Annotated in this window: 21 protein-coding genes and 2 pseudogenes; 13 read left to right on the forward strand and 10 right to left on the reverse strand. The window is 65.1% G+C overall.

Annotated features, from left to right (window positions below):
- Positions 1-151 precede the first annotated feature (151 nt).
- Together AB0C34_RS21740 and AB0C34_RS21745 are read left to right on the forward strand one after the other, a co-directional pair.
- Positions 152-349, forward strand: a complete 198-nt coding sequence (locus tag AB0C34_RS21740) for a three-helix bundle dimerization domain-containing protein (RefSeq protein WP_357075759.1) — start codon at positions 152-154, stop codon at positions 347-349.
- Positions 350-361: 12 nt separating this feature from the next.
- Positions 362-658, forward strand: coding sequence for a hypothetical protein (locus AB0C34_RS21745; protein ID WP_357075762.1), 297 nt, complete (start codon positions 362-364; stop codon positions 656-658).
- Between the two features lie 260 nt (positions 659-918).
- Here AB0C34_RS21745 and AB0C34_RS21750 read toward each other — a convergent pair whose 3' ends face one another.
- Both AB0C34_RS21750 and AB0C34_RS21755 read right to left on the reverse strand, forming a co-directional pair.
- Positions 919-1326: a metalloregulator ArsR/SmtB family transcription factor gene (locus AB0C34_RS21750; protein WP_357075765.1), complete on the reverse strand. Its 408-nt coding sequence runs from the start codon at positions 1324-1326 to the stop codon at positions 919-921.
- A complete protein-coding gene (locus tag AB0C34_RS21755) occupies positions 1326-1982 on the reverse strand; it encodes an SRPBCC family protein (RefSeq protein ID WP_357075768.1) in 657 nt (218 codons plus the stop codon). The genes AB0C34_RS21750 and AB0C34_RS21755 overlap by 1 nt, the downstream gene beginning before the upstream one ends.
- Positions 1983-2657: 675 nt before the next feature.
- On the opposite strand from AB0C34_RS21755, the gene AB0C34_RS21760 reads away from it, so the two are divergent.
- Positions 2658-3914 carry a hypothetical protein gene (locus AB0C34_RS21760; protein ID WP_357075771.1) on the forward strand — a complete coding sequence of 419 codons (1257 nt, stop codon included), beginning with the start codon at positions 2658-2660 and terminating at the stop codon, positions 3912-3914.
- Between the two features lie 290 nt (positions 3915-4204).
- Positions 4205-5200: an AraC family transcriptional regulator gene (locus AB0C34_RS21765; RefSeq protein ID WP_357075774.1), complete on the forward strand. Its 996-nt coding sequence runs from the start codon at positions 4205-4207 to the stop codon at positions 5198-5200.
- 8 nt (positions 5201-5208) lie between these two features.
- Here the strand turns inward: AB0C34_RS21765 and AB0C34_RS21770 are convergent, their stop codons facing one another.
- The 3 genes and pseudogenes from AB0C34_RS21770 to AB0C34_RS21780 form a co-directional block, all read right to left on the reverse strand.
- Positions 5209-6795: a GMC family oxidoreductase N-terminal domain-containing protein gene (locus AB0C34_RS21770; RefSeq protein WP_357075777.1), complete on the reverse strand. Its 1587-nt coding sequence runs from the start codon at positions 6793-6795 to the stop codon at positions 5209-5211.
- A 202-nt stretch (positions 6796-6997) separates the two neighbouring features.
- A pseudogene (locus tag AB0C34_RS21775) lies at positions 6998-7153 on the reverse strand (flavoprotein); the annotation flags it as partial.
- Between the two features lie 586 nt (positions 7154-7739).
- Positions 7740-8270 carry a type VII secretion system-associated protein gene (locus AB0C34_RS21780; RefSeq protein WP_357075779.1) on the reverse strand — a complete coding sequence of 177 codons (531 nt, stop codon included), beginning with the start codon at positions 8268-8270 and terminating at the stop codon, positions 7740-7742.
- A gap of 227 nt (positions 8271-8497) precedes the next feature.
- Here AB0C34_RS21780 and AB0C34_RS21785 point away from each other — a divergent pair, with 227 nt between their 5' ends.
- The 3 genes from AB0C34_RS21785 to car all read left to right on the forward strand — a co-directional run bounded on the left by AB0C34_RS21785 (position 8498) and on the right by car (position 14622).
- Positions 8498-9715 carry an IS110 family transposase gene (locus AB0C34_RS21785; RefSeq protein ID WP_357075782.1) on the forward strand — a complete coding sequence of 406 codons (1218 nt, stop codon included), beginning with the start codon at positions 8498-8500 and terminating at the stop codon, positions 9713-9715.
- Between the two features lie 530 nt (positions 9716-10245).
- Positions 10246-10731, forward strand: a complete 486-nt coding sequence (locus tag AB0C34_RS21790; RefSeq protein ID WP_357075785.1) for a glutathione peroxidase — start codon at positions 10246-10248, stop codon at positions 10729-10731.
- A gap of 423 nt (positions 10732-11154) precedes the next feature.
- Positions 11155-14622, forward strand: a complete 3468-nt coding sequence (gene car / locus AB0C34_RS21795; protein ID WP_357075892.1) for a carboxylic acid reductase — start codon at positions 11155-11157, stop codon at positions 14620-14622.
- A 110-nt stretch (positions 14623-14732) separates the two neighbouring features.
- On the opposite strand, the gene AB0C34_RS21800 is transcribed toward car, so the two are convergent.
- Entirely contained in the window at positions 14733-15398 is a 666-nt protein-coding gene (locus AB0C34_RS21800; RefSeq protein WP_357075895.1) for a PAS and ANTAR domain-containing protein, read from the reverse strand.
- A 69-nt stretch (positions 15399-15467) separates the two neighbouring features.
- Between AB0C34_RS21800 and AB0C34_RS21805 the strand changes: the two are divergent.
- Positions 15468-15718, forward strand: a pseudogene (locus tag AB0C34_RS21805) (polyketide cyclase); the annotation flags it as partial.
- Positions 15719-15805: 87 nt separating this feature from the next.
- Here AB0C34_RS21805 and AB0C34_RS21810 read toward each other — a convergent pair.
- The gene (locus AB0C34_RS21810) at positions 15806-16288 is read right to left on the reverse strand and encodes an adenosine-specific kinase (protein ID WP_357075788.1); all 483 of its coding nucleotides are present in this window, start codon (positions 16286-16288) and stop codon (positions 15806-15808) included.
- Between the two features lie 161 nt (positions 16289-16449).
- On the opposite strand from AB0C34_RS21810, the gene AB0C34_RS21815 reads away from it, so the two are divergent.
- The 5 genes from AB0C34_RS21815 (at position 16450) to AB0C34_RS21835 (ending at position 22542) form a co-directional block, all read left to right on the forward strand.
- Positions 16450-17664 (forward strand): helix-turn-helix domain-containing protein, encoded by a 1215-nt coding sequence (locus AB0C34_RS21815; protein ID WP_357075791.1) that lies wholly within the window; start codon positions 16450-16452, stop codon positions 17662-17664.
- Positions 17665-17800: 136 nt separating this feature from the next.
- On the forward strand, positions 17801-19249 hold the full coding sequence (gene lpdA, locus AB0C34_RS21820) for a dihydrolipoyl dehydrogenase (RefSeq protein ID WP_357075794.1): 1449 nt from the start codon (positions 17801-17803) through the stop codon (positions 19247-19249).
- Between the two features lie 11 nt (positions 19250-19260).
- Positions 19261-20304, forward strand: coding sequence for a pyruvate dehydrogenase (acetyl-transferring) E1 component subunit alpha (pdhA, locus tag AB0C34_RS21825; protein WP_357075796.1), 1044 nt, complete (start codon positions 19261-19263; stop codon positions 20302-20304).
- Between the two features lie 24 nt (positions 20305-20328).
- On the forward strand, positions 20329-21315 hold the full coding sequence (locus AB0C34_RS21830) for an alpha-ketoacid dehydrogenase subunit beta (protein WP_357075898.1): 987 nt from the start codon (positions 20329-20331) through the stop codon (positions 21313-21315).
- Between the two features lie 18 nt (positions 21316-21333).
- Positions 21334-22542: a dihydrolipoamide acetyltransferase family protein gene (locus tag AB0C34_RS21835; RefSeq protein ID WP_357075799.1), complete on the forward strand. Its 1209-nt coding sequence runs from the start codon at positions 21334-21336 to the stop codon at positions 22540-22542.
- Between the two features lie 223 nt (positions 22543-22765).
- On the opposite strand, the gene AB0C34_RS21840 is transcribed toward AB0C34_RS21835, so the two are convergent.
- From AB0C34_RS21840 to AB0C34_RS21850, 3 genes are all read right to left on the reverse strand, one after another.
- Entirely contained in the window at positions 22766-23218 is a 453-nt protein-coding gene (locus tag AB0C34_RS21840) for a cupin domain-containing protein (protein WP_357075901.1), read from the reverse strand.
- A gap of 24 nt (positions 23219-23242) precedes the next feature.
- On the reverse strand, positions 23243-24232 hold the full coding sequence (locus tag AB0C34_RS21845) for a zinc-binding alcohol dehydrogenase family protein (RefSeq protein ID WP_357075802.1): 990 nt from the start codon (positions 24230-24232) through the stop codon (positions 23243-23245).
- 207 nt (positions 24233-24439) lie between these two features.
- Positions 24440-26086, reverse strand: a complete 1647-nt coding sequence (locus tag AB0C34_RS21850; RefSeq protein ID WP_357075805.1) for a sulfatase-like hydrolase/transferase — start codon at positions 26084-26086, stop codon at positions 24440-24442.
- Positions 26087-26100 lie beyond the last annotated feature (14 nt).

A 26100-nucleotide genomic window follows, 5' to 3' on the forward strand; every position in this document is an offset into this window, starting at 1 on the left:
ATCACTGGCTTGCGGTGCTACCCGGGGAGCGCCGCAAGTCAGTGCCGCAGAGCATCGGTACGCACTGTCGCAGCCGTGCGGTCACGCCCGTGGAAGCAATGATGCGTGTCGGTGCGCCCTTCGCATACAACCACCGAGCAGGGACCGAGCCATGCAAAACGACGAGGCTGCGCAGATCGGAAATGTCGCCGCGCGACTCATGAAGTGTCATCCTGAGCTTCCCGCCGAGACCATCGCGTTGGTCGTTCAACAAACCCACCAGCGCTTCGCGAACGCGTCGGTGCGCGAATTCGTTCCGCTCCTGGTGGAACGCCGTGCCGGTAGAGAACTGTCCGACACCGCGATGTGACACGAGCCGACGATGGACGACCGCGCTGACCGAGCGCAGGCGAAAGTGTTTTTCGACCTACTGGTCGAGGAGGCCGACGAGCTCTCCTATGTCATCGAAAGCCTCAATTGCGCAGCCTCGACGGGTCCGGCGGCACGTGCCACGCAGTTGCGGTTGCTCCGGGCCGAACTGCATGAGGTCCTGCGCTGCATCACCCAGATCCGCCGCAGATTCCCCGGAGTCTCGGTTGTGGGATCGCTGTCCGCGGTGGCATCAGCCGACCGGCCCGAGCCATGGAATGGAAGGGAGCCGGTGTTGACACGTGGATGAGCGAAGTCGCACCGGCGAGTGTTGCGGTGACTGGCATCGTTGCGTCTTCTCGGTGTAATCGCTGCCGGCAGTGCAGGAGTCGAGCGCTCGGCGCCGAACGGAAGGCGACGCTTGATACATCCTGCGCTGTGGCCGATCCGACTCCACCCGGGTGGGGGACTCGGCGCGGTGCTTCGTGTTTCCGGTGGGTGTCGGAGGCAGTGCCGAACGTCGCATGGATGGTGAGCGGAGAGTCGTCGGAAAGCCGACCGGTGCTTTCCTCAGGCAGGCCGGACGTCACTGGCGGGCACCGCCGCGGTATCGACATCCGCCTTGCTCGTGCGGCGGACTCGTTTTCCACGGGCGATCTCGGTGGCGAGCGCGTCGAGTGGCTGAGCGAACTCTTCGAGTGGGTCGGCCAACCGGGCCAGCCACGAACGGGCCGCATCCAGGCCGGTGGGGTCGAGCGCGTAGAACCGCCGCGTGCCCTCCGTGCGGACCCTCACCAGCCCAGCGTCGCGGAGCACCCGGAGGTGCTGCGAGACGGCGGGCTGGGAGATCGGTGTGTACCGTCGCACGGCGTCGACAATCGCGCCTGCGGGCTGCTCGTCGGCCACTACCAACTCGAGGATGCCGCGACGAACCGGGTCGCCGAGTGCCTCGAATATCTTGGCGGGAGAGCGGTTCATCAGGATCGGTGGTCGTCCTCGGGCGCAGCGGTGTAGAACTCGATGGTCCGCTCGGCGGCTGCGTGTGCCCCGGCGGACTCGTCACCATCGCCGACGGCCGCATCTGCCCAGCGGGTCGCGGCTGCCTGGACGAACACGACGCCTCGAGGCGTGGTGGTAAAGGCCATCGCCTCGACCGGATCTACGGCTGTGCCGCTCGATAGGTGCAAACCCAGGCCCATCAGGGCGAGATCCCACCCGACACCGACTGCGCCCGGTCCGAATTGCGACCAGAGGCTGGTATCGACGTGTGCCTCGTGCGTCAACTCCAACAGCGTGCCGTCGTCGACGGGGGTGAGGGTGATCTCCAACCATGACACCTGCGGCCCCATTTCCCACGTCACCGCGAATCGCTTCGGCTCTTCGCACTGCTCGACGACACCGCCTGCGTTGCCCTCGATCTGGTAGTGGCCGCCGACGCGCAGATCGCCGCTGACGGGCAGGAACCAGCGCGGGATCCGCTCGGGGTCGGTCAGCGCGTCCCAGAGGTCGGACTGGTCGGTGGGGTAGCTACGCCGGGCGACGGCGATCTTGGTCGGCGCACCGTCCCGGGAGCCGGTGCGGACCTCCCGGGTCACGAGCCCAACGATGGCGGTGGGATCGGTCAGCAGTGTCATAACCCTCTCCTTATATAGGTTGCGGCTTATATTAGTTGATGTTGTTGTCTTCGGCGGTTGATTTTGCTGAAGGGCTGGTCATGTCGAGCGCCCACTGACCTAGTCACATCGACGTCGCTGGTACCGCAATGCCACTTCAGGTGTGGCGGGTGTTGGACCGCCGGCTTGCGGGCTGCGGTGCCGGGGATCCTGCGGCATCGATATGATCGGCGGCGCCTCGGACGTCATATCGAGGTGGCGGCAAGTTTCGGATCGGCTGGTGTGCGGATTTCGGTCCACCGGAGGTGGTCGCGGGATGAGCAGCTCTCGAACGCGTCCAGGGTGGTGATCACGAAATTCGGGCACAATGGTTGGCTGTGCCAGTCGTGCGTGGCGATGGCCGCGGCCGCGATCGTGCTGGTTCGTCGGCGACGTGGGTGGTGCTTTCGGCGAAATGTACTGTGGTAGAAGTGTGTTTTCGGCTCCACTGGATTTCGATGTGCGCGCCGCACCGCGTCAGGACGTCCGTACCCTCGCCTATGCTTTCGACTGAAACGAAGTTTTCAGTGAGATACGCAACATCAATTCTCGGTAACTTCGTCGTCCCTACCGCTCGGTACATGCTGGAATGCTTGGAAACCGATGTCGAAACCGCTGTAATACGTTGCGGAACTGTAGATCGAGGAGGTTGTAACTGTGGTCGACGCAAGCGTCCCCACGCTGCGTCTGTCGGAGCTGGATAAATTGGTTCAACTCGACGAACACAAGAAACTCTCGGTCGATCATGTGCGATTGACGGCGCAGCGGCTCGGCGTGCCCGAACGGGTCCTGTGGCAGTTGCTGGCAGCCCGCCGCGCGGGTTCTACACCGGGCAAACGTGACCTCGAAGACGCCACCAGGCGCGTCGGATATCGAGAAAACGGACAACGAGAGTCAGGCATTGTTCGGCTGTCGCAGGCTGGCGACGAGCTGTTGCCGCGGATTCCCGATAGTGACGTCACAACGTTTCGAGCGGACGCCTGCCGGAGTTTGCCACCCGCCGAGTTCGCTCGCATCGACGCCGTCTACACACAAGGAATCCGAGCGACCTGCCGATGGCTGGCTGAGCACTCCGGTCGGCCATGCCAGCACGACCTCGGCAGCAGCGGCAATCGGACCTGGCTCGGCCCGCGCGATGTCGACCTGGCCACGTACATGATCGAGGTCCTGCAACCCCGCTTCACGGTCGCGAATCCGTTGCACCGAGGTCCCAGTGCCCGCTTGGTCAATGAATGGGTCGACATCCTGGGCCTGTACCGGCTCCTCGGCGATCTTGTTGTCGACAGTCCCAGCCGTGGACACACCATAACCCTGCTCCGCGGTGCGCAAGCCGCATTTCTGCTCCATGGTCTGCGACTGGAACTCCCCCCGGACCTGGCGTATTCGGTCGGGCCGGGGCTGACCACGACCCCGATCGATCATGAGAGCATCGCCCGCATCTGGGCCAGGACCACCAACCCGGTCCATGCCGCCGTGATCGCCACCGTGCTGTTCACCGGGGCCACCGTGATCGAGCTCAACGCGATTCCTTGCGTCGCGCTGACCACGGACGCGCTGATCTTCAACGGCCCGATCGGCTACACCCGCGCGCCCGATCTCTATGTGTGGGTGATTCCACCGTTGGTACGCCCGTTGCTTCAGGCCGCCCGCTTTTATCAGGAAGCGAGCGACACACCCAACAGAAAACTGTTCGCCGGAGCTATCGGCGGAGCGGGCCGCCGGTTGCGCGACATCGCCGCAGCGTGTGAGGTGACCATCCCGGAGCTGCATCACTGGCACCACAGCTGGATACGACAAGCCGGACTTCTTCGCATGTCTGAACATCCGGCGCCCGTGCGTAATACCGACCTGATGTTCGGCCTGCAACTCGCCCAACGGCCTCGCCGACGGCCACACACCAAGAGAAGGAGATGAGTCATCGTCCGCGGCCCGGGCCGATGGCCTGGGCAAGGGGCGGTAGTCGTTTGTGGTGGGCACATGCCAGTGGTCGTGACATGCGCCGGCGGTCGGTGCGGGCCGTGACAGCGGCTACGCGTGCCGTGGGTAGTCGTCTGTGGCGCGTTACGCCGACCGGCGCGGGCAGCGAGTAGTCGAGGGCGCCTGGCGAGCCCCGCGTGGTCCGTGGTGCAAGCCGTATTGTCTTGGTGGACAATACGGTATCGGTCAACCGGCGGCGATGGGCGGTCACCATGAAGTGTTATCACGTGACCGCGAGCGATGCGCAGTCATGGACCATGGTCGCCAACAGCTTCGTTCCGATGGACTATCAGTACGGTGATCCCGGCCGATGGTATTCGGGTTTGACGGTTCAGGAGTCGACCACCTATCGGTTGTTGCGCTGGGAGCAGCGCGGAACCAGCACATCCCACCGAACGAGGACCAACATCCGCCAAGGACCCTGCGACGATTTCTACTGGGTCGTCGTCCCCCAGGAGGGTTTGTACTCGGTTCGATATCGGGATGAGCTGACGCGGGCGCAGCCCGGCCATGCGTCGGTGACCGCCCTCGACGAGATGTGCCAGATACACATTCCGGATCTGTCGGCGTATGCGTTCCAGGTACCGCGCACCGAACTCGACCATCGAGCGGGGTCGTCCGGCGCACGGGGTTCGGTGCTGGACCTGAACTGCGGCCTCGGCCGGATTGTTCAGGACATGATCCGCAGCGCCCACGCCGAACAGTCGAATCTGTCCGAGCGTGAGTTCAACGCGGTCTGCGATCGGATCGCAGAACTGTTGTGCTTGATATCGCTCGGCGATACCAACCCGCAACGAACTCAGCACACCCAGATCGCCGAACAAGTTCGGCAATATGTGCGCGCGAATGTCGGGCATGGTGATGTAGGGCTGCCCGCGGTAGCGCACGCGCTGGGCTGGTCGCCACGGCAGCTGCGATCGGTCCTGCAGCAGACGGGTACCACGTTCCGCGATGTGCGGCGGGAGGAGGCGCTGCGCGTCGCCCGCGACCTGCTCGAGGACCCGGCGCGCGAGACGCTGCCCATCCGGGACCTTGCCATTCGCAGTGGCTTCACTCCCGCCTGGTTCTCGGCGGCGTTCAAGGCGCGGTTCGGCGAGACGCCACGGGATTTCCGCCACCGCAGGTCGGCGGAGCTTGCCGGCCGCGATGGTGAGCGCCGAAGTGCTGATCGCAGACGACCGAAGCCGATCACCGTGCGCCCGGATCCGGCCGACATCGGCTAGAAGAAGCGCTATCCGGCGAGGATGAATCGGGCAGCCTGCTCGCCTATGAACACCGCGGGTGCGTGGGTGTGCCCGCGGATGATCAGCGGCATCACCGACGTGTCGGCGACCCGAAGTCCCTGCACGCCACGAACTTCCAGTCGGGGGGTGACGACGCTCGAGGTGTCCGTGCCCATCCGGCACGTGCCGACCGGATGGTAGAGCGTGTGTGAGTAGGCGTTCAGCGCCAGTTCGAGAACGGCTTCCGGCTCGGTGGGCGCCTGTGGCGGATAGCTCAGCGGGCCGAGTACTGCCTTCATCGCTGGTTCGGCCGCGATATCGGCACACAGGCGTAACCCCGCCATCATGGCGGTACGGTCGGCGCCTGCGCTGTCGGACAGATAGCGCGGGTCGATCAGCGGCTTGGCGGATGGGTCAGGCGAGATCAGTGCGATCCTTCCGCGGCTGTGCGGGCGCACCAGCACGCTCGCCAGAATCACCCCGTGCTCGGTCGGGTCGACCAGTCCCTCGTAGTAGAACGGTGCGGGCGCGAAGACCAACTCCAGGTCGGGCAGATCCAGTTCGGGCCTGCTGCGCACGAATCCGTATGCCTCGCCGACGTTCGAGGTGAGCATGCCACGGTGCCGGAGCAGATAGTTCAGCAGCTGGCGCGGTTTCTGGGCCGCGAACAGCGAATCCGATGCGACGGTGTAGCCGATGCCCGCGACCAGATGATCCTGCAGGTTCGCCCCGACCTCGGGTGCGTGCTCGAGCACCTCGATACCGTGGCGGGTCAGTTCGTCACGGTCGCCGATGCCGGAAAGCATCAGCAGCTGTGGGGTGTTGACCGCACCACCGCACAGGATGACCTCGCGCCGCGCGGTCACAGTGTAGGTGCCACCACCCGTGCGGTACTCGACGCCGACAGCGCGCGTGCCGTCGAAGAGAACCCTGGTGACGGGCGCCTCGGTGTGCACCGTAAGGTTCGGTCGGCGCAGGGCGGGCCGCAGGTAGGCGTCGGCGGTGCTCCAGCGGCGTCCGTCGCGCTGGGTCACCATGGTCTCGCTGAACCCCTCCGGCTGCGGCCGATTCGGTGGCTCGAGGTCGTAGCCTGCCTCCTCGACTGCGGCCAGGTAGGCGGCGGTGAGACCGCGTGGGCTGCGCTGGCGCGAGATGTGCAGCGGTCCGTCGGTGCCTTCGTCGGGATACTGGGCGTTTTCCACCCGCTCGATGCGGCGGAACTGCTCGACGGCCGTGGCGAAGCCCCACTCGTCACCTGCCAGCAACGCCCATTCGTCGTAGTCGGCGCGGAACCCGCGCACCCACATCATGGCGTTCATCGACGAGGAGCCGCCGAACATCTTGCCGCGCGGCCAATAGATCTCACGGTTGTTCAGTTCCGGCTGCGGCTGCGTGCGATAGTCCCAATCCAACTCGGAACGAAACAGTTTCGCGAATGCGGCGGGGATGTGCGTGTACTTGTTCTTGTCCGGCGGGCCCGCCTCGAGCAGTGCCACCGTTGTGCCAGGAGCAGCGCTGAGCCGATTGGCCACGACCGCGCCAGCGGATCCCGAGCCGACAACGATGTAATCGACGGTAAGCCCATCTGGTTGCACTGTCCTACTCCGATCTGCACCGATTACGGCAAAGATACGAGGTACTGGTCGCCCCGGGTCAGGTTTCCGCCAAGCCGGGCGGATCGGAGTCGGCTCGAAGCGGAGTGCGGGCAGTCGTCGGCACTTGTTGGTCGCCGAGATGTCGCGGTGTGCGGCCAGGAAAGGTCTGCTCGTCAGTCACCAGGGTTGCGGCAGTAAAGCTCTCGATCGCCGCGATGCCCGCCCCGCGTCCGTAGAAGTTGCCGCCTCCCAGCGACGCGCCACTCACATAACCGCCCGCACAAAGACCGGAGGTGCGCCGGCCTGCCGCGAACAGTCCCTCGATCGGCTCGCCCGAGACATGCAGGCTTGGTGCATCAGCGTCGCCTGCCCGATCCGGCCGGGGTAGGTATCTTGCGGAATGCGGCGCTGGCCGTCTCCGTTCACCACTAGCCGCGTGCCAGCTGTTGTCATCCACGTGCCGAAAGGTCTGGATCACTTGTTCCCGCGGCCGGAACCGAACGAGGCCATGGTCGGTGTGGACAAGTGGCTCGGCGCGGGCGGAGAACGCCGACCAGGATCGTTCACCAGATTTGATTCTCCTACTGTCCGGGACACATCATGAGGTCGTTCTGCGCGGGCGACGCGACCAGAGTTGCCTGGCATCCTGCGGCCGCGGGGTCCTCGACGGTTTCCTGAAGTGTCCGCGTACGCCTTCGGGGTAGCGCCTGTTTCCTGGCGACGCCAGGGGAACAGGTGTGGATGTCGTGGTCCCTTCGATTCGATCGACCGCCCGATGCTGCCTCGACGACGCTGCCACGGATGCTCGGCCGTTTCGGTATACGTCGGACCGATTGTGCCTGGTTCGCTATCCACGGGAAACGCAGCGAGTCGAGTCGATCGGAGAACGCGACCACGCTGTCGTCTCGCGCAGAGACGAAAAGCGCACCTGGACACGGCGAAGTTCATAGGTCGTCGGCGGCTTGCCTGAGTTTGCCGGTGATCAACCGGAACGGTGCCGGGCCTACCGGGTTGAGCAGGATGTCCAGCCCCTCGGGGACAATGTCCGGCAATGCCGCACCGAGCACACGCCGCCAAATTCCCGCGGGTGCTTCCCGGCGATGCAGCGGTGACGTGGCAACCAGAACACACGCGATGCCGTCGGGAGCGTCGCCGATCAACGGGAGATCTCGCTCGTCGCAGGCGATTTCGACAATAGCGCGGCGTAGTGTCGAAATCAGATCATCGCCGAGCGGCAGGCCCTGGGCGGCTCGCCGAAGGATCGCATCCGTGGGGTCGGTCGGTGTGGCGTCGCTGCCGGGTTCGAAGTCGGGATTTGGATCGAACGGTCCGACCGTCCCGTCGTTCGCAATGTCCCACCCGCCGGAAATGGCCTGGGAAGGCGGGGGCTGCTCCGGTGTTTCGGGCTGCCAGGCCGGATCCACCAGAACGAACCAATTGCCAAGCTGGAACGCTCCGGGCACAGCCTCTGTCATGTCATCTCCATAAGGTTGTAGGTGTTCGGGGCCGGACGCCCCGAATACCCAGAGCGGTGGGGCGTGGCTGATGTCGTCTTGCCGTTGGGTGGCTTCTGTGGAGTGGCCGCCCTACCGTTCTGGACGCCTTGGCCGCTGATTGAAATCTGTGCGTGTAGTCGCTGTTTATGGAGCTGCAGGCGGGGTCGTCCGTGGGGTTCGGTTGTGCGAGCAGGAGGTCGGGCCGGGTGAAGGTCCGCGAGAAGGTTTGGGTCGGAATCGATGTCGGGAAAGCCGCCCATCACGCCTGCGTGGTGGATCAGGCGGGCAAGGTCGTGTTCGCCCAGAAGGTCGTCAACGGTCAGTCCACGATCGAGGCGTTGATCGCTCGGGCCGAGGCGAAGGCCGTCGAGGTGGTCTGGGCAGTGGATATGACCTCCGGGGCGGCGGGGTTGCTGCTGGCACTGCTGGCAGCCATCAGCAGCGCGGTCGTCTACGTACCCGGCCGGTTGGTCAACCGCATGGCCGGAGCGTTCGCCGGGGAGGGAAAGACCGACGCCAAAGACGCCCGCACCATCGCCGAGACCGCACGCATGCGTGGCGATCTGACACCGATCACCAGCCCCGACCAGATCGTGACCGACCTGAAGGTACTCATCGCGCGCCGCGAGAACCTCATGACCGACTGGGTACGTGGAATCAACCAGCTGCGCGAGATGCTGGCTTCGATCTTCCCCACGCTGGAACGTGGGTTCGACTACTCCACTCGCTCGGCGTTGATCCTTCTCACCGGATTCCAAACCTCCGCCGGTCTGCGGGCGGCCGGGCACGACGGCGTGCGCGTCTACCTGCTCGAACACGGCGCCTGGGCCAAAGGTATCGCCGTGATGACCGACAAAGCCCTGTCCGCTGCCGCCGAGCAGACTATCGCCCTGCCCGGCGAAGCAGTGACCGCGCCCCTGATCGCCCGGCTGGCCGCCCAACTGCTCGATCTCGACCGCGAGATCAAAGACCTCGGCAAACAGCTCACCGAACGATTCGGGCAGCATCCCCACGCCGAGGCCATCACCAGCGTGGACGGGTTCGGCCCAATTCTGGGCGCGCAACTGCTCGCCGACGCCGGCGGGGACCTGCACACTGTCTTCGGCAGCGCAGGACGCCTGGCCGCCTACGCCGGTCTGGCCCCGGTGCCCCGCGACTCCGGCAAGATCAAGGGAAACCTCCACCGACCCAAGCGATATCACCGCGGCATGCGCAAAGTCTTCTACATGGCCGCCCTGTCGAGCACCCGCCGCGCAGACGGTCCCTCCCGCGCCTTCTACCAGAAGAAACGAGCCGAAGGAAAAATCCACACCCAAGCACTCATCGCGCTGGCCCGCCGCCTCATCGACGTCATCTGGGCACTCACACGTGACAACCGCACCTTCACCATCGAGGCACCAGCCCCGATCATCGCTGCGGCTTGACACGATCATTGAAACTCCTCGTTGGTCCGCATAATTCTTCCCCCACGGCAACAGTGAACACGTCTTCATCGTGCACAGTGGTCCGGTCTCCTATATCGACCGAAGGCCGAATCCAGGCGGCGGGCAGCCCTCGGTAGGTTGGTCGAGAGCCCGCCGAGAGCGGAAAAATCCCAGCCCGTCGGCGATCGCGTCGGCGACTGGAGTAGCACGCACCCGACGAGAAGGTCAGTCAGGAGTTCACGGCGACATCCGGTACCTGCCTCGGGCCGCTCCGGATTCACCGCGGCGTCGTGCCCTGTTCGAGGCGGGCCGCGTCGGCGCAACAACCGCTCGCACGAAGGCGGCCCACCCGATGGCTGGCAGCCGAAGACCGCGGTAACCGTCCCTGCGGCCGATGTGCCGAACGAGGCCGTGGGGAGAGGTGCTGGGCAATCGGACGTGATCCTTGCCGCGATCGTCCGAGCCGCCGATCCGGTACGGTGGCGTTCGGGGTGAATCCACGGAGTCGAGAATAGGCAGGTCCGATACGAATGAGCCTTCGAGATGTGCCGCTGCGCTTGCTGTCCGGCGAGCCGACGACGCTGTCCGACCTGGTCGGTGATCGTGCCGTTCTGCTGGTCAACGTGGCGTCGAAGTGCGGCCTCACCCCGCAGTACTCCGGCCTGGTCGAACTGCAGAAGTCCTACGGGTCGCGCGGATTCGGCGTCGTCGGCGTGCCATGCAACCAGTTCATGGGCCAGGAGCCGGGCACTGCGGAGGAGATTGCGCAGTTCTGCGCCACCACGTACGGCGTCGATTTCCCGTTGCTGGAGAAAACCGACGTCAACGGCGACAGCAGGCACGAGCTGTACCGGACGTTGGTGGAGTTCGCCGACGCGGACGGCAACGCTGGTGACATCCAGTGGAATTTCGAGAAGTTCCTGATCGACCGGGACGGCAAGGTGGCGGGCCGGTTCCGTCCGACTGTCACGCCGGAGGCGCCCGAACTGGTGTCGGCGATCGAAGCAGTGCTCTAGCGCTCGGTCGGACCGACCTGACGTCCGCCGTCCGCTGGCTCCGCGCCGCGAAATGGAGTCCGACGTCGCCGCCTCTGCGGCCGTGGAAAGCGGCTCGCCGTCGCGCGGCCATGGTGGCGAAGAGCTCGAACATGCTGGTCGTCGCGGCCACGAACGATACCCGTGTGCGGTCCTCTGCCGGCTTGCGCTGTGGCAGGCACGGGAAACGGGAGCCCCATGGCACCGGCAGCGCCATGGCCACCGGGGCATTCCACACGTTTGGGACATTATTTGCACTGTGTCTCGCGTCACTAATGCGTGCGGGCGCCTATGATCGACCTAGAATACTTAGGAAAGCTAACGTATTTGTGTCGAAGGAGTTTCCGCGGACCGAGGAGGTCGACCGTGAAGAGAGAAACGCGCGGGGCGCGGCTCACGGACCGAATCGCCGAGTTGTACACCGGTGATGCCGACATCCGAAACGCCGCCCCGCGTGCGGAGGTCATCGAAAAGCTGCGCAAGCCCGGTGCGCGACTAGCACAGATCATCGAAGCGGTCATGATCGGCTACGCCGATCGGCCGGCCCTCGGGCAGCGCGCGGTGCAGGTACGCACTGATGACAGCACCGGTCGCGCGTCGGTGATGTTGCTGCCGCGGTTCGACACCATGACCTACGGTGAACTGTGGGAGCGGGTCCGCGCGGTCGCCGCGGCATGGCACGGTGACCCGGACAATCCACTGCGTGCGGGTGATTTCGTGGCTACGCTCGGCTTCACGAGCAGCGATTACGCCACGCTCGACCTCGCATGCGCTCACCTCGGCTTGGTCGCCGTTCCGCTGCAGTCCGCCGCGCCCGTTGCCCAGTTGACCGAGATTATCGGTGAGACCGCGCCGCGGGCCCTGGCCGCGACACCGGAACTGCTCGACGCGGCCGTCGAATGCGTCCTGTCCAGCCACGCGCTCCGGAGACTCATCGTCTTCGATTACCACTTGGGCGACGATGCCCAACGCGCGGCATTCGAGGCGGCCCGCGAACGCTTGGCCGCCGCGGGCAGCGTGGTGGTCGTCGAATCGCTTGACCAGGTGCTCGAGCACGGACGTCGTCTGCCTGCTGCACCGCTGTTCACTGCCGAACCGGGCGACGACCCGCTGGCGCTGTTGATCTACACCTCAGGTAGCACTGGAACGCCCAAGGGGGCGATGTACACCGAGCGGCTGGTCACCACAGGATGGCTGGGCAGGCCCGATGTCGCTGCGATCAACGTCAACTACATGCCGATGAGCCATATCGCCGGCCGTATGTCGCTGACCGGCGTACTGGCCCGCGGTGGGACCGCGTACTTCGCGGCGACAAGTGATATGTCGACGCTCTTCGACGACATCGCACTGGCCCGGCCGACCGAGTTCTTCTTCGTTCCGCGCGTGTGCGACATGGTGTTCCAGCGCTTCCGCGGCGAGGTGGATCGGCGCGAAGGACCCGGCGTCGACCGCGCCGCGGTGGAAGCGGATGTGAAAGCCGAACTGCGCGAACGCTTCCTCGGTGGACGCTTGATCACGGCCATCTGTGGGAGTGCTCCGGTGGCGGCGGAGATGAAGGCCTTCATCGAGTCGGTGCTCGACCTGGACCTGCACGACGGCTACGGATCCACCGAGGCCGGCCCGAGCATTCTGATCGACAATCAGGTGCGGCGGCCACCGGTGCTCGACTACCGGCTCGTCGACGTCCCTGAACTGGGCTATTTCCGGACCGACAAGCCGCATCCGCGCGGCGAACTGCTCGTGAAGTCCACCACGATGATTCCGGGATACTACAAGCGGCCCGAGGTAACCGCCGAGATATTCGATGCGGACGGTTTCTACAAGACCGGCGACGTCGTCGCCGAACTCGCCCAGGACCGGTTGGTCTACGTCGATCGCCGCAACAACGTGCTGAAACTGTCCCAGGGTGAGTTCGTCGCCGTGTCACATGTGGAGGCCGTGTTCGCGAGCAGCCCGCTGATCCGGCAGATCTTCGTGTACGGCAGTAGCGAACGCGCCTATCTGCTCGCCGTGATCGTGCCGACTCAGGATGCGCTCGCCAGTGGTGACCTCGACGCGCTGAAGGCGGCGCTGAGCGAGTCGCTACAACAGCTCGCGAAGGCCGCCGACCTGCGTTCTTATGAGATCCCGCGCGATTTCTTGATCGAGACCGAGCCGTTCACCACCGACAACGGACTGTTGAGTGGCATCGGAAAACTGCTGCGGCCCCGGGTGAAAGAGCACTACGAACAGCGCTTGCAGCAGTTGTACGCCGAACTGGCCGATGCGCAGGCGAACGAATTGCTCGACTTGCGCCACGTCGCGGCCGATCTACCCGTGCTGGATACTGTGCGCCGTGCCGCGAAGGCGCTGCTGGGCTGCGCGAGCACCGATCTGCGGCCCGACGCACACTTCAGCGATCTCGGTGGTGATTCGCTCTCGGCGCTGTCGTTGTCGAACCTGCTGCAGACCGCCTTCGGCGTCGAGGTTCCGGTGTCGGTGGTGATCAGTCCTGCCAACGGGTTGCGTCAGATCGCGGACTACGTTGTGGCCGAGCGAGATTCAGGCACTCGACGCCCGACCTTCGACTCGGTGCACGGCACTGGAGCGCAGGTGCGGGCGGCCGATCTCACCCTGGACGAGTTCATCGACGCACGCACTCTGGCGGACGCGGTCGCGCTGCCCCGCCCGACCGGGGCTGCGCACACCGTACTACTCACCGGCTCGAACGGCTATTTGGGCCGCTTCCTGTGCATGGAGTGGTTGGAGCGGCTCAACGCCACCGGGGGAACCCTGATCTGTCTCGTGCGCGGTGGTGATCAGGCTGCTGCGCGCAAGCGTCTGGACGCCGCCTTCGACAGCGGCGACCCGGGCCTGATCCAACACTTCCAGGAACTGGCCGCCGATACCCTCGAGGTGCTCGCCGGCGACATCGGTGAACCGAATCTGGGCTTGGACGAGGCGACCTGGGATCGACTGGCTGACAGCGTCGATCTGGTCGTGCACCCGGCCGCGTTGGTCAACCATGTACTGCCGTACCGGCAGTTGTTCGGGCCGAACGTAGCCGGCACCGCCGAGCTGATCCGCTTGGCCATCACGACCCGGCTGAAGGCGTTCACCTATCTGTCGACCGTAGCGGTGGCCGCCCAGATCGACCCGGCCACTTTCGACGAAGACGCTGACATTCGTGAAATCAGCCCGGTGCGCGTCGTGGACGAGAGCTACGCAAACGGCTACGGCAACAGCAAATGGGCTGGAGAGGTGTTGCTGCGGGAGGCAAACGACCTGTGCGGTCTGCCAGTCGCGGTGTTCCGTTCGGACATGATCCTCGCGCACAGCCGCTATGCTGGTCAGCTCAACGTTCCGGATATGTTCACCCGGTTGCTGCTGAGCCTGATCGCAACCGGGATCGCGCCACTGTCCTTCTACGAGACCGATGGCGAGGGCAACCGGCAGCGCGCCCATTACGACGGCTTGCCCGCCGATTTCACCGCCGAGGCGATCACCACCCTCGGCGCCGCGGCCGCCTCGGGCTTCCAGACCTTCGACGTGCTCAATCCACACGACGACGGCCTTTCGCTCGACGTATTTGTCGATTGGTTGATCGATTCCGGCCATCCGATCGAGCGGATCGCCGACTTCGGTGAATGGTCCGATCGTTTCGAGACCGCGCTACGAGGGCTGCGGGAAAAGCAACGCCACGCATCTCTGCTGCCCTTGTTACACGCGTATCGACGACCGGCACCGGCCGTGCGCGGCTCGGTGCTTCCGGCGAAGAAATTCCGGTCGGCCGTCCAGGCCGCGACAATTGGTTTCGACCACGATATTCCACACCTGTCCCGTCGGCTCATCGAGAAATACGTGACCGATCTGGAACTGCGGAACCTGCTGTAGGCGGCGTCCCGCGCGACGTTACTTCGGTGAGTTCCCGGTCGCAGTGCGAAACGATCCGTTCGTAGACGAGGTGACCGTCGCTCGCGGGTACCGACACCATCGGACTGGATCTATTCGGTGGGCGCCACGCGTTGCTGGATAGTCAGCAGGAGATGGTCGAAGCGGGTGCGCTGTTGGGTCAGCGCACCGCCCGCCGCCACCACGTCGGAGACCAGCTGCTCGGAGAGGACGCGGATCTTGATGTTGGTCTCCTGTGACCGCCAGCGCAACACGCCGAACGCGTGTTCGGCGTTGAGGCCGTAGACGAACATGATGATGCCCTTGGCCTGTTCGATGACCGCACGGGCGTCGACCAGGTCGGGGAGGAGGTCGTCAACGGCTTCCCGGCGGTTCTCCTCGAGTGTCTCGGTGACATCGAGGTAGTAGCCCATAGTGCCGACTACGGCGTCCTGCTGGTCGCACATCTGATCGCCGATCACGATCACGTCATGCAGTTCGCCGGAGGTGTCGACGACACGGTGGCGGCTGCAGAATGCCTCACCCGTCTCGATGGCGGCCGCGAGCGCTGTCGCGACCTGCTCGCGGTCGTCGGGGTACTGGTGGCTCAACAGCAGTTCGGTGGTCGGCTCAACCGCGTCGAGCGAGTACCCGTGCATCGCGGCGACCTCGTCGGACCATTCCCACCGCTGATCGGCGAACCAGAAGCGGAAACTGCCGATACTCCGGGGACAGCCGCCGAGGGTCATGCGATCCGTATCCGGCTCGCGTTGTCCCATGTCTGCCACGGGTCCAGTATGGCTCTTCCGGATCCGATGATCGAGGTCAACCCGATGCGGCCCCGAGGCGTCCGAGACAATCACATCGTCGAGTTCGTAGCGGGCCGCCGCATCGCCTGGCTGCCCTCGGAACCAGGCGAACAGTCCCGGGCCACCGCTGGCGCTGGGAGGTCGAGCCGGTAGACGACTACACAGGGTCACGCACGCCTACGACTGGTCAGAGTTGGCCGATGAGAAACGCCTCGCGCGTCCGGGCCACCACGTCTGGCGAACTCCGAGCGTCAGTTGACCGGCTCGCCGAACGCGCCGAGCGTGGCTGATCGTCGCGGATATCCATCGAGGTGACCCGGAGGGCGAATCGACCCGCCTTCGGGCACGCTCGGGTTCGGCGCCGAACTCCGCGGTTTCTACAACTTGTAGCCGATCCGGCGTAGTAGCTGTTGACGATCTGCCTGGTCATCGGCATTTTCGACGCCCAGCGGGGTGGACCCGTCGACTACTCCGAGGATTCCCCTACCCAGCTCGGTCTCGGCGATCAGCACGTCCACGGGATTGGCTGTGGCGCAGAATATTCCGCAGACCTCCGGGACCTGCCGCACCGCATTGAGCACATTGACCGGGTAGCCCTCCCGGAGGAAGACGATGAACGAGTGTCCCGCGCCGACTGCGAGGGCGTTCGTCGTGGCGAGCTCGACGAGCTCGCCGTCGTTGCCGGAGTGGCGGACCAGGCGCGGTCCGGAGGCCTCGCAGAACGCCAGCCCGAACCGCAGGTGGGGACTGACCCCGACCAGCGTCTCGTGCAGGTCTTCGACGGTCTTGATGAAGTGGGCCTGTCCGATGATGACATTGAGATCGTCCGGCTTGTCGATGCGCACCGTAGTCAACTCCACACGAACATAGTGCGCCGCGCCAGTGCGGATGCACAGCATTTCGGCGCCGATTTGCTTGGATAGCCGGGCCGACGGTCGGACACCGAGTGTCGGGGCTTCGGCGGGCGTGCCAGGCGGAGCAACTCTCGGCGGGCGCCGCTTGCGGAGTAGCGTCGACGGGCATGAGTGTGTCGCGACCGGCATTCGTGACGGAGGGCACCCGCAGACTGGCGGCGGCGTGCCGCGCCGATATCACCGTCCTCACTCGCCGCCTACTCGACGCCGTCTTCACCGACAACCCGGAATGGACGGACTACACCTCGGTGCCGCGGGACGATCTGCGTGACGGGTGCTGTCGTTACTTGACCCGGATACTCGACATGCTGGCTGGGGAGGCGACAAATCCGGATGCCGACGATGTCGCGGTCTCCATCGGGCGGCGTCGGGCCGAGCAAGCGGTACCACTGGAGGCGATGCTGCGGACCTTCCGCTTGGGTGGCCGGATCGTCTGGGAAGCGCTCCTGGACAAAGCCGAGGCCGTCGGTGCCGAGCCACAGGAGATTCGGGAGGCGGGCACCGCGATGTGGACGGTGATCGACGGACTCTCCTCGGCATTGTCGACGTCGTATCGCAACACCGAACTGGAGCGGGTCCGCAGCGACGAGCGGCGCAAACATGCGCTGATCGAGGACTTGATCGCCGGACGCGCGCACGACGCGACCTTTGCCGCGCGGGCATCGCATGAGCTGAACCTGCCGGTGCACGGTGCCTATCTGGTGGTGGCAGCCGACTCGCGAGCGGACGGCATACCCGTGCTTGCGGGACCGGAAGCGGTCCTGGCCGCGATGCAGATCCAGTCGGTGTGGCATACCCGGGTCGATACGACGATCGGGTTGGTGGCGCTGGAGCATCGCGACGCGGATGCCGTTGTGCAGTATCTGCGTCCGTTGGCCCGGGGCCGGGCGGCGGCCGCACCCGCGGTGCAAGGCCTCGCCGAGGTGGACATCGGTTACATGCTCGCGCGAATCGCTTTGACCACCTTGCCGGCAGAAGCCACGGCACTGGTGTCGCTGGAGGAGCGTTATCCCGAGGCCCTGCTGGTGCGATCGCCGGACCTGACTCGGCTGATGCTCGCACGTATTCTCGGGCCGGTACTGCGGCTTCCAGCCAGAGAACGGGATGTGCTGTTGCGGACCCTCGCCGCCTGGCTGGCGGAGAATCGCTCGGCGGCGAACGCGGCGATCGGTCTGCACTGCCATCGCAACACCGTGCTGAACCGGTTGCAGCGTATTTCCGGACTACTGGGCCGCCCGCTGGAGGGGGCACGGATCCACCTCGAACTCACCCTGGCGCTGGTAGCGCTAGACCTCGGCGAGCAGGCCGTCGAATTGGGCTGAGCGCACATTTTCTCTCGCCAACTCCTGGGCTTTCGGGGCATTGTCGCAGCGTCCCGGGTGGATGACACTCGATCGACATGACTTCCGCGCCCAACCACGGCGCGGGCGGATTCATTTGAGATGAGGAGCACCACGAGTGCCGGAATTCGATCTACTGGTCGTCGGTGGCGGGCCCGGGGGTTACGTATCCGCGATCCGTGCCGCGCAGCGGGGGCTGTCGGTGGCGGTGGTGGAAAAAGAACGCCCTGGCGGTGTCTGCCTGAACTGGGGGTGTATCCCCACGAAAGCGATGTTGCGTTCGGCTGAAGTATACGAAACGGTCCGGGCCGCAGCAGACTACGGCGTTTACGCCGACAATGTGCGGTTCGACTTCTCCACCGTTCGCCATCGCAAAGACGGCATCGTCAAGGAGTTGACGAACGGAGTCGCCGGCCTGTTGGCCGCGAACGGCGTCACTGTCATCGACGGGCACGCACGGTTCACCGGACCGACCGCCGTCGACGTGTACGAGGTCGGTCCTTCCCCGGTGAGCGCGGACGGACCCCGATATGCCGCCGCGCCCACCACCCTGCGTCGGCAGGTCACCGCGCGCGATGTCGTCATCGCGACCGGATCGGTGCCGGCGCGCCTGCCCATTCCTGGCGCCGATCTTCCCGGTGTGATCACCTCCGATGGCGCGTTCGGCCTGACGACGGTGCCCGACCGCATCGTCATCGTCGGCGGCAGCGCCGTGGGTGCCGAATGGGCGAGTCTGTTCGCCGCCTTCGGCAGCCAGGTCACCATTGTCGAGATGCAGGACCGTCTGGTGCCCGCGGAAGACCGCGATATAGGCGTGGCGCTCGGGCGATCATTCGCCGAGCGGGGGATCTCGGTACTGACCGGATCCACCGTCACCTCGATCTCGGAGGTTGGCGGCCTTCGGGTCGCCGTCGCGGGCCCACACGCCGGCGAGTTCGACGCGGACGTGGTTCTCGTCGGTGTCGGTCGTACGCCCAACACCGCCGACCTCGGCCTCGACCAGGCGGGAGTCGCCACCGACAACCGCGGATTCATTCCGGTGGACGAGCGACTGCGCACCAATGTCGAACACGTCTACGCCATCGGCGACGTCACCGGCCGAGCACTGCTCGCCCATGTCGCCTCGCATCAGGGATTGACCGCGGCGGACGTGATCGCGGGCCACGACACCCGGACCGACTACACCGCCATCCCCGCGGCCACGTTCACCCACCCGGAGATCGCGAGCGTCGGTCTCACCGAATCAGCCGCCAAGGCAGCCGGGCACGAGGTGATCACAGCACGCTTCCCCTTCGCGGCGCTCGGTCGGGCGAAGACCTTCGGTGACACCGAGGGCTTCGTCAAAATTGTCGCTGGACAGCGCTATCAGGAAGTCCTCGGCGTCCACATCATCGGGCCGTCGGCCAGCGACCTGATCACCGAGGGGGCGCTGGCCATCACCCTCGAGGCGACGCTCGAAGACCTCGCCGACACCATTCACGCCCACCCGACCCTCGGCGAGATCGGCATGGAGACAGCGCTGTCCGCGCTCGGTCTGCCCGTGCACGTCGCGCCGCGCAAGCGCTGAGGACACCGACCGTGACCGAGTTGATCGACCACATCCCCACCGGGTTCGCCACCGAGGACCCGGACACGCTGCGCGGTTATCTGCGGGACATGATGTTCGTGCGCAGATTCGAGGAACGCGCCGCCCAGGGCTACGCCCAGGCGAAGATCGGCGGATACTGCCATCTCAACCTGGGGGAGGAGGCCACGGTTGTCGGGTTGGCGGCCGCGATGCGGCCCACCGACTATCTGTTCACCAACTATCGCGAGCACGGCTACGCGATCGCGAAAGGCATCGAACCCGGCCGAGTGATGGCCGAACTCTACGGTCGCTCCACTGGTACCTCGAAGGGGTGGGGCGGCTCGATGCACATGTTCGATACCGCCACGCGCCTACTCGGTGGCTACGGCATCGTCGGTGGCCAGCTCCCGCTCGCCGTCGGCGCGGCGATGGCCGTCGACTATCGGGGTGGTGACGACGTCGTGATCTGCCAAATGGGCGACGGCACAACGAATATCGGAGCGTTCCACGAGTCGCTCAACCTCGCGGCGCTATGGCGGCTGCCGGTGGTGTTCGTCGTGATCAACAACCAGCTCGGGATGGGAACCACGGTCGAAAACGCCTCCGCCGAGCCCGATCTCTACAAGCGCGCGGCCGCGTACCGCATGCGCGGCGAACAGGTCGACGGCACCGACGTGCTCGCTGTCCGCGACGTGGCGGGGGACCTTATCGAAACCGCGCGGCGCGAAGGGAAACCCGCCCTGCTGGAGGCCGTCAGCTTTCGACTGAAAGGACATTCGGTAGTCGACCCGGCGAAGTACCGCAGCGGCGCGGACCTCGCCGCCGCCCGCGAATCCGACCCGATCGCCCGGCTGCGCGCTGACCTGATCGACGCAGGTGTGCTGGACGAATCCGCTGTCCCGGAACTGGAGCGCGCCGTCGCGGCGGAGGTCGACGCGGCGGTCGCGTTCGCTGACGCCAGTCCGCATCCGGAGCCGTCGAGTTTGTTCGACTACACCTACGCCACCCCGGTGGCGGGCGCCTCCCGCAGGCTGCCCGCCGATCCGCTCTTCTGACCACGAAGGACAACCGTGCCTGTCATCACCTACCGTGAAGCGCTGCGCGAAACTCTGCGCGAGGAATTGCGGCGCGACGACGACGTCTTCCTGATGGGGGAAGAAATCGGCGTCTTCGAGGGCTCCTACAAGATCACTGCGGGCCTGCTCGCCGAATTCGGCGAGAAACGAGTGCGCGACACCCCGATCGCCGAAGAGGGTTTCGTCGGTGCCGCCGTTGGTGCCGCGATGCTCGGCCTGCGCCCGGTCGTGGAGATCATGACGATCAACTTCTCGCTGCTGGCATTGGATCAGATCGTGAACCACGCCGCGAAGATCTACGGGATGTTCGGCGGACAGACCAGCGTGCCAATGGTCATTCGCACTCCTGGTGGCGGCGGTCAGCAACTCGGCGCGACGCACTCCCAGAATATCGAGCTCTACTACGCGTTCGTTCCCGGACTCAAGGTCGTCGCGCCGAGCACTCCTGCTGACGCGCGCGCGTTGCTGCGTGCCGCTATCCACGACGACGATCCGGTTCTGTTTTTGGAAAATCTCGCGCTCTACAACACCAAGGGTGAGGTCCCCGACGATCTTCCGCCCGCACAGATCGGCAAGGCCGCCATCACCCGCGAGGGCTCCGACATCACGCTCATCGGTTACTCCCGGATGGCGACGATCGCCACCCAGGTGGCCGAACGGCTGCACGCCGAATCCGGCATCTCCGCCGAGGTCATCGATCTGCGCAGTCTGCGACCGCTCGACCGCGAGACGCTTGTCGCGTCCGTGCGCAAGACCGGATGTGCCGTGGTGGCCGAAGACGACTGGCTGACCTACGGCATCGGCGCCGAAGTGGCCGCCACCATCTCCGACGGTGCCTTCGACTATTTGGACGCACCGGTGCGGCGGGTCGCCGCTGCGGAAGTCCCGCTGCCCTATGCCAAAACGCTCGAGCAGATCGCTCTTCCGTCCGCCGACTCGCTACACAGCGCCGCGCTGGAGACCCTGGCTGCCGTCGGTCGACGCCGCTGAGAACAAGGGACCTATCTTATGCCTGAAATCACCATGCCCCGACTGTCGGACACGATGGAAGACGGCGTCGTCTCCGTGTGGCTCAAGAATGTGGGGGACACCATTGTGCGCGGCGAGATCATCGCCGAGATCGAGACCGACAAGGCCCTCATGGAACTGGAGGCCTACGACGACGGCGTACTCGAACAGATCCTCGTGGAGGCCGGCGCCCGAGTGCCCATCGGCAGTCCGATCGCCGTCGTCGGCGACGGCACCGGTACTGCGACGAGAACCACTGCGCTGGTGCCGGCCGCGACACCGGCCAGCGAACCGCTCGCCGAATCGGCTTCGGGTTCCACACGAGCGAGCACGAGCATGCCTGTGGCGAGCGGCGAGCGCCTGAAGTCTTCCCCGCTGGCTCGCAAGATCGCTCGCGAATTGGAGATTGATCTGGCGACGGTGACCGGAACCGGCCCCGGTGGCCGGATCACTCGGCAGGATGTCGAATCGGTCCACCGTCCGCCCGAGCCCGCCCGGTCTGTCGTCGCCGAAACGGGTGACACCGAGGAGGTTCCGCTGACCGGGGTGCAGCGGGTCGCCGCCAAACGGATGGTACAAAGCAAGCAAGAAGCGCCCCATTTCTACCTGACCAGCGCGATCGATGTCACCGATTTGCTGGCCTTCCGCGCGGAAATCAATCAGACCCTGGAGGAATCCGGCGCCACACGCGTCAGCGTCAACGACCTGATCGTCAAAGCGGTGGCAGGTGCGTTACGCGCCGACCCTAGGTTGAACGTCTCCTATCAGGGAGACAAACTCCTGCGGCACAACAGCATCCACCTCGGAGTTGCGGTCGCGACGCCTACCGGACTGGTCGTACCGGTGATCAAGGACGCCGACCGCAAGAGCGTGTCGCAGATCGCCGCCGACACCGTCGATATGGCTGAGCGAGCCCGTGCCGGACGACTCCGCGTGGACGACATGAATGGCGGCACCTTTACTATTTCCAACCTCGGCATGTTCGGCATCGAGCAGTTCGCTGCCGTAATCAACCCACCCCAGGCGGCCATTCTCGCGGTGGGAGCCGCAACCGAGGAATTGCGTCTTGTCGAAGGTGCGGTCATCGCCCGTAAGATCCTGCGGGTGACCCTTTCCGCGGACCACCGTGCCGTCGACGGCGCCACAGCGGCCGCGTTCTTGCAGTCCCTGCGAAACAACGTGGAACACCCGTTGCGCATCGTCACCTGACAGCCCCGGTCGAGCGGTGTGACGTCGACGATGGACCGCCTACCGGGAATGCACTCTCGGATCGCAGGTGGGTGTGCCGAGTGGATCCAATCGGGCTGCGACCGGGCGGATTCGTCGATGGCCGAGATCAACAGGTTCCAACGAATCTCGCCGGTGTTTCCACGTGCGCCGGTTCACCGGGCGGCGACAATAGAGTTGAGCGGACGCCAGGTCACCGGAATCGCTACTGTAGCGGATAGAGGTGGTCGAGATGGACGACGACCGCTTCCTGGCTGCTACGCGCGATGACGAACCTGGCGGGGATCTCCGGATCGGGGTTCTCCTCGCGGTGCGGCAGGTAGGGCGGAACGAACACATAATCGCCCGGGTCGGCCGTGACCCGGACCTCCTTCTCGCCGTCGTGGTAGATGATCTGGGGGTGGCCACTGAGCACGTAGATCGCGGTCTCGGTGTCGCCGTGGTGGTGGTTGCCCGAAACGGTCTGCGGCTGCGCGGTCGCCTCACCCATCCACATCTTCTCCGAGCCGACGAATCGTCCGCTGACCGCCGCGAATCGCTGCATGCCCGCCGATTGTCCTGTGTCAGAACTGATTTCCGATGATTTGACGAGGTGGACGCGGTTGTTGACCGGGTGCGCCGCAGTCAGATCGGGATGAAATCCGTTGTCCATCAGAATCTCCTTGTCCGTGGGTGGCCACTTCTAGCGGTGCACGACGATTTTCCCGACCATGCGTCCGCTCTCGACTGCTTGGTGCGCCTCGCGCAGGCCGGCCGCACTGAAGTCATCGATCGACCGGGTGCGGGTGGTGCTCAGGACTCCCTCGTCGACGAGCTGCGCGATGTGGGCCAGCTGCTGCTGCTGGACGCACATGTCATAGCCGAACAACGACCGGGTGAACATCAGTTCCCAGTGCCAGGCGATGCTTTTCGATTTGAGCGCGAGCAGGTCCAGGTTCGGTGGTTCGTCGATCGCGGTGATGTGACCGAATGGTTTCACGATCTCCGCGTAGTCCTCGATGTTGCCCGCCGAACGCGAAGTGAACAGCCAGTCGACTCCGTCGGGCGCCGCGGCACCAGCCTCTTCGCGCAGCTTTCTGTGGTCGATGACGACGTCCGCGCCCATGCCGAGGGCCCACCGTCGGGAGGCCTCGCGGCTCGCGGTGGCGATGACACGGACCCCGGTCAGCGCCTTCACCAACTGGATCATCGCCGAACCGACTCCACCAGCACCGCCCATGATCAGCAGATCGCCGGTGGAAGCCTTGGTCAACTCGAATCGCTCGAACAACGACTCCCATGCGGTGATCATGGTCAACGGCAGCGCGGCGGCATCGGCGAACGACAACGACTCCGGCTTGCGTGCGACGAGCCGCTCGTCCACGGTATGGAACTGGGCGTTGGTCCCAGGGCGGGTGATGTCGCCTGAGTACCAGACCTCATCACCCACCGACCGGGTACTGACCTCGCTGCCGATCGCCTCGATGATTCCCGCGGCATCGTAGCCGAGGATGACGGGCGTCTCCGACGGTGCCAGCGCGATGCGCTGCTTGATGTCGACCGGATTCACCGAAACCGCCATCACTCGAACCAGTAGATCCCGTGGGCCTGGTCGAGGAACCTCGACCTCTACGTCCTGCAATGCTTCGGGGTTATCGATGGGCAATCCAGAAAACGACCCGACCGCTGACATCATCATCGTGGTAGCCCTTCTCATCGAGTTTCGGCAATCGGTCGATTCATGCGCTCGAGTGAACACTTCCAATGGCGTGTGTCTCTGACCTGTTCGGCGTTAACAGGATTCGATTCCGCCGGTTTCGCCGGGCCACCGCTGTGAGCTGAGTAGCAATCGGCTGCGTCTGGTTTATGTGTCGTTACTCGGGACGCGGACCGCTTCGGATTATCGAGGGAGCGCGTTCTGGAGTTCGCCGAGCGCATGTTGTGCAATCGCGAGAATATTGCCTTCCTGCGCGAGGTAATCTGCCCAGCCTTGTTCCTGTGCTCGGCGCAGGTAAGGCGGTAGCGGCTGGTTCAGTTCTGCAATAGCCTGTTGCAGTAGCGGTTCCATTCGGGTGCGCAGCTCACGATTGCCCTCGGCTTGGTTGTCGAGTTCGAGTCGTCCGACCGCCGTGTAGTCGTAGAGTTCGAATTCTTGTTCTTGCGCCGGGTCTATTTCGATCCGTCCCTTGAAGAAGTGTGAATACGACACGTATTTCGCCTCGGCGGTGCGCACTGCCGCGACGTGTGCGGGCGCATTCTGGTTGAAAAGCACGGCGGCCTCTTCGATGGTGGGTTCATCGGTGGCGTGGACGATCCAGGGCCGCCCGGGTTCGCCGCTGTCACGACACAGGGCAGTGATGTCGAGGCGATCGGCGAGGTGTGCATACCGCGCGTCGCCGCGCCACGCGCTCCCGCCGGTGGCGATCGACAGCAGCAGTGGAGTGATATCGGCGCTGGAAGTGAGCTGGTCACGGGTACTGGTGGCAGCCGTGGGACTCAATAGGCCGCGCGGATCGTGCACGTACAGCGGCACCCGGATCGCCTCGTCGTAGGCCGCGCCACCTTTGCCGTGCAGCCCATGCGAGCCGGCGTAGTCCCCGTGGTCGGAGGTGAAGACGATGACGGTGTTGGCGGCGACGTCTGGACGCTGGGCCAGCGCCTCGAGCACCCTGCCGATCTGGATGTCGACCTGCTGTTGCAGCCACAGGTAGAGATTGCGCATGTCGATCCACTGCTGCTCGGCACCGGGAGTTCCGTAGGGCGCCAACCCGAACGCGGCGGCCGACGCTTCCACCAACGCCAATTGCAGGCGTGGCTTCTGGGCCAGCTGCTCCAGCGATTCGTAATTCGCGGGCAGTTCATTCATCCAGCGTGGAATGTCGAGTTGCGCTTGCTGGCGGCGAGTCCATCGAGGCCACCACTGGATGTCATGTGGGTTGACCAAGGACACGGTGCAGCACCACGGTTCTCGACCGGCTTCCGCGTCGAACCATCCGATGAATTGGTCGACGATGGTCGGGTCTATCTGCACGCCCTGTCCGGGCGCGCCATTGGGTGACGGATACGTGCCGCCGCTGAATCCGTAATCCGCCAACGACCCCGGAGTAGTGTCCGAATCGTGGCCGAGATGCCATTTCCCCCACCACGTCGTCTCGTATCCGTGTTCGCGGATCATCGAGCCCCAGGTCGGGAACAACGGTGACAACGTCGACTGCGAGGTCATCATGCAACCGGTCTGATGTGAGTACAAACCGGTCAGCAGTACCCCGCGCGACGGTGTGCAGTCGTTGGCGGCGGTGTAATGCTGCTCGAATGACACAGCGCCGCGCCGGATTCGAGCGATATTCGGCAATATCCCGTCCAGGGTTTCCTGGTCGGGAAACCACATCGGCGCTCGCATCTCGTCCACGAGTACCACGAGGATGTTCGGCCGGTCCGGGTCGACGTCGGCGCGGGCTCTGCCTGCCCCCGTCGCGCCCGACATCGCGGTGGCAGCTGTTGCGGCCGCGGCACCGCCGGCAAAGAAACCACGCCTGCTGATCGACACGCTTTACTCCATTC

The sequence above is a fragment of the Nocardia sp. NPDC049220 genome, from assembly GCF_040647855.1.
In the GTDB taxonomy this organism is placed as follows: Bacteria; Actinomycetota; Actinomycetes; order Mycobacteriales; family Mycobacteriaceae; genus Nocardia.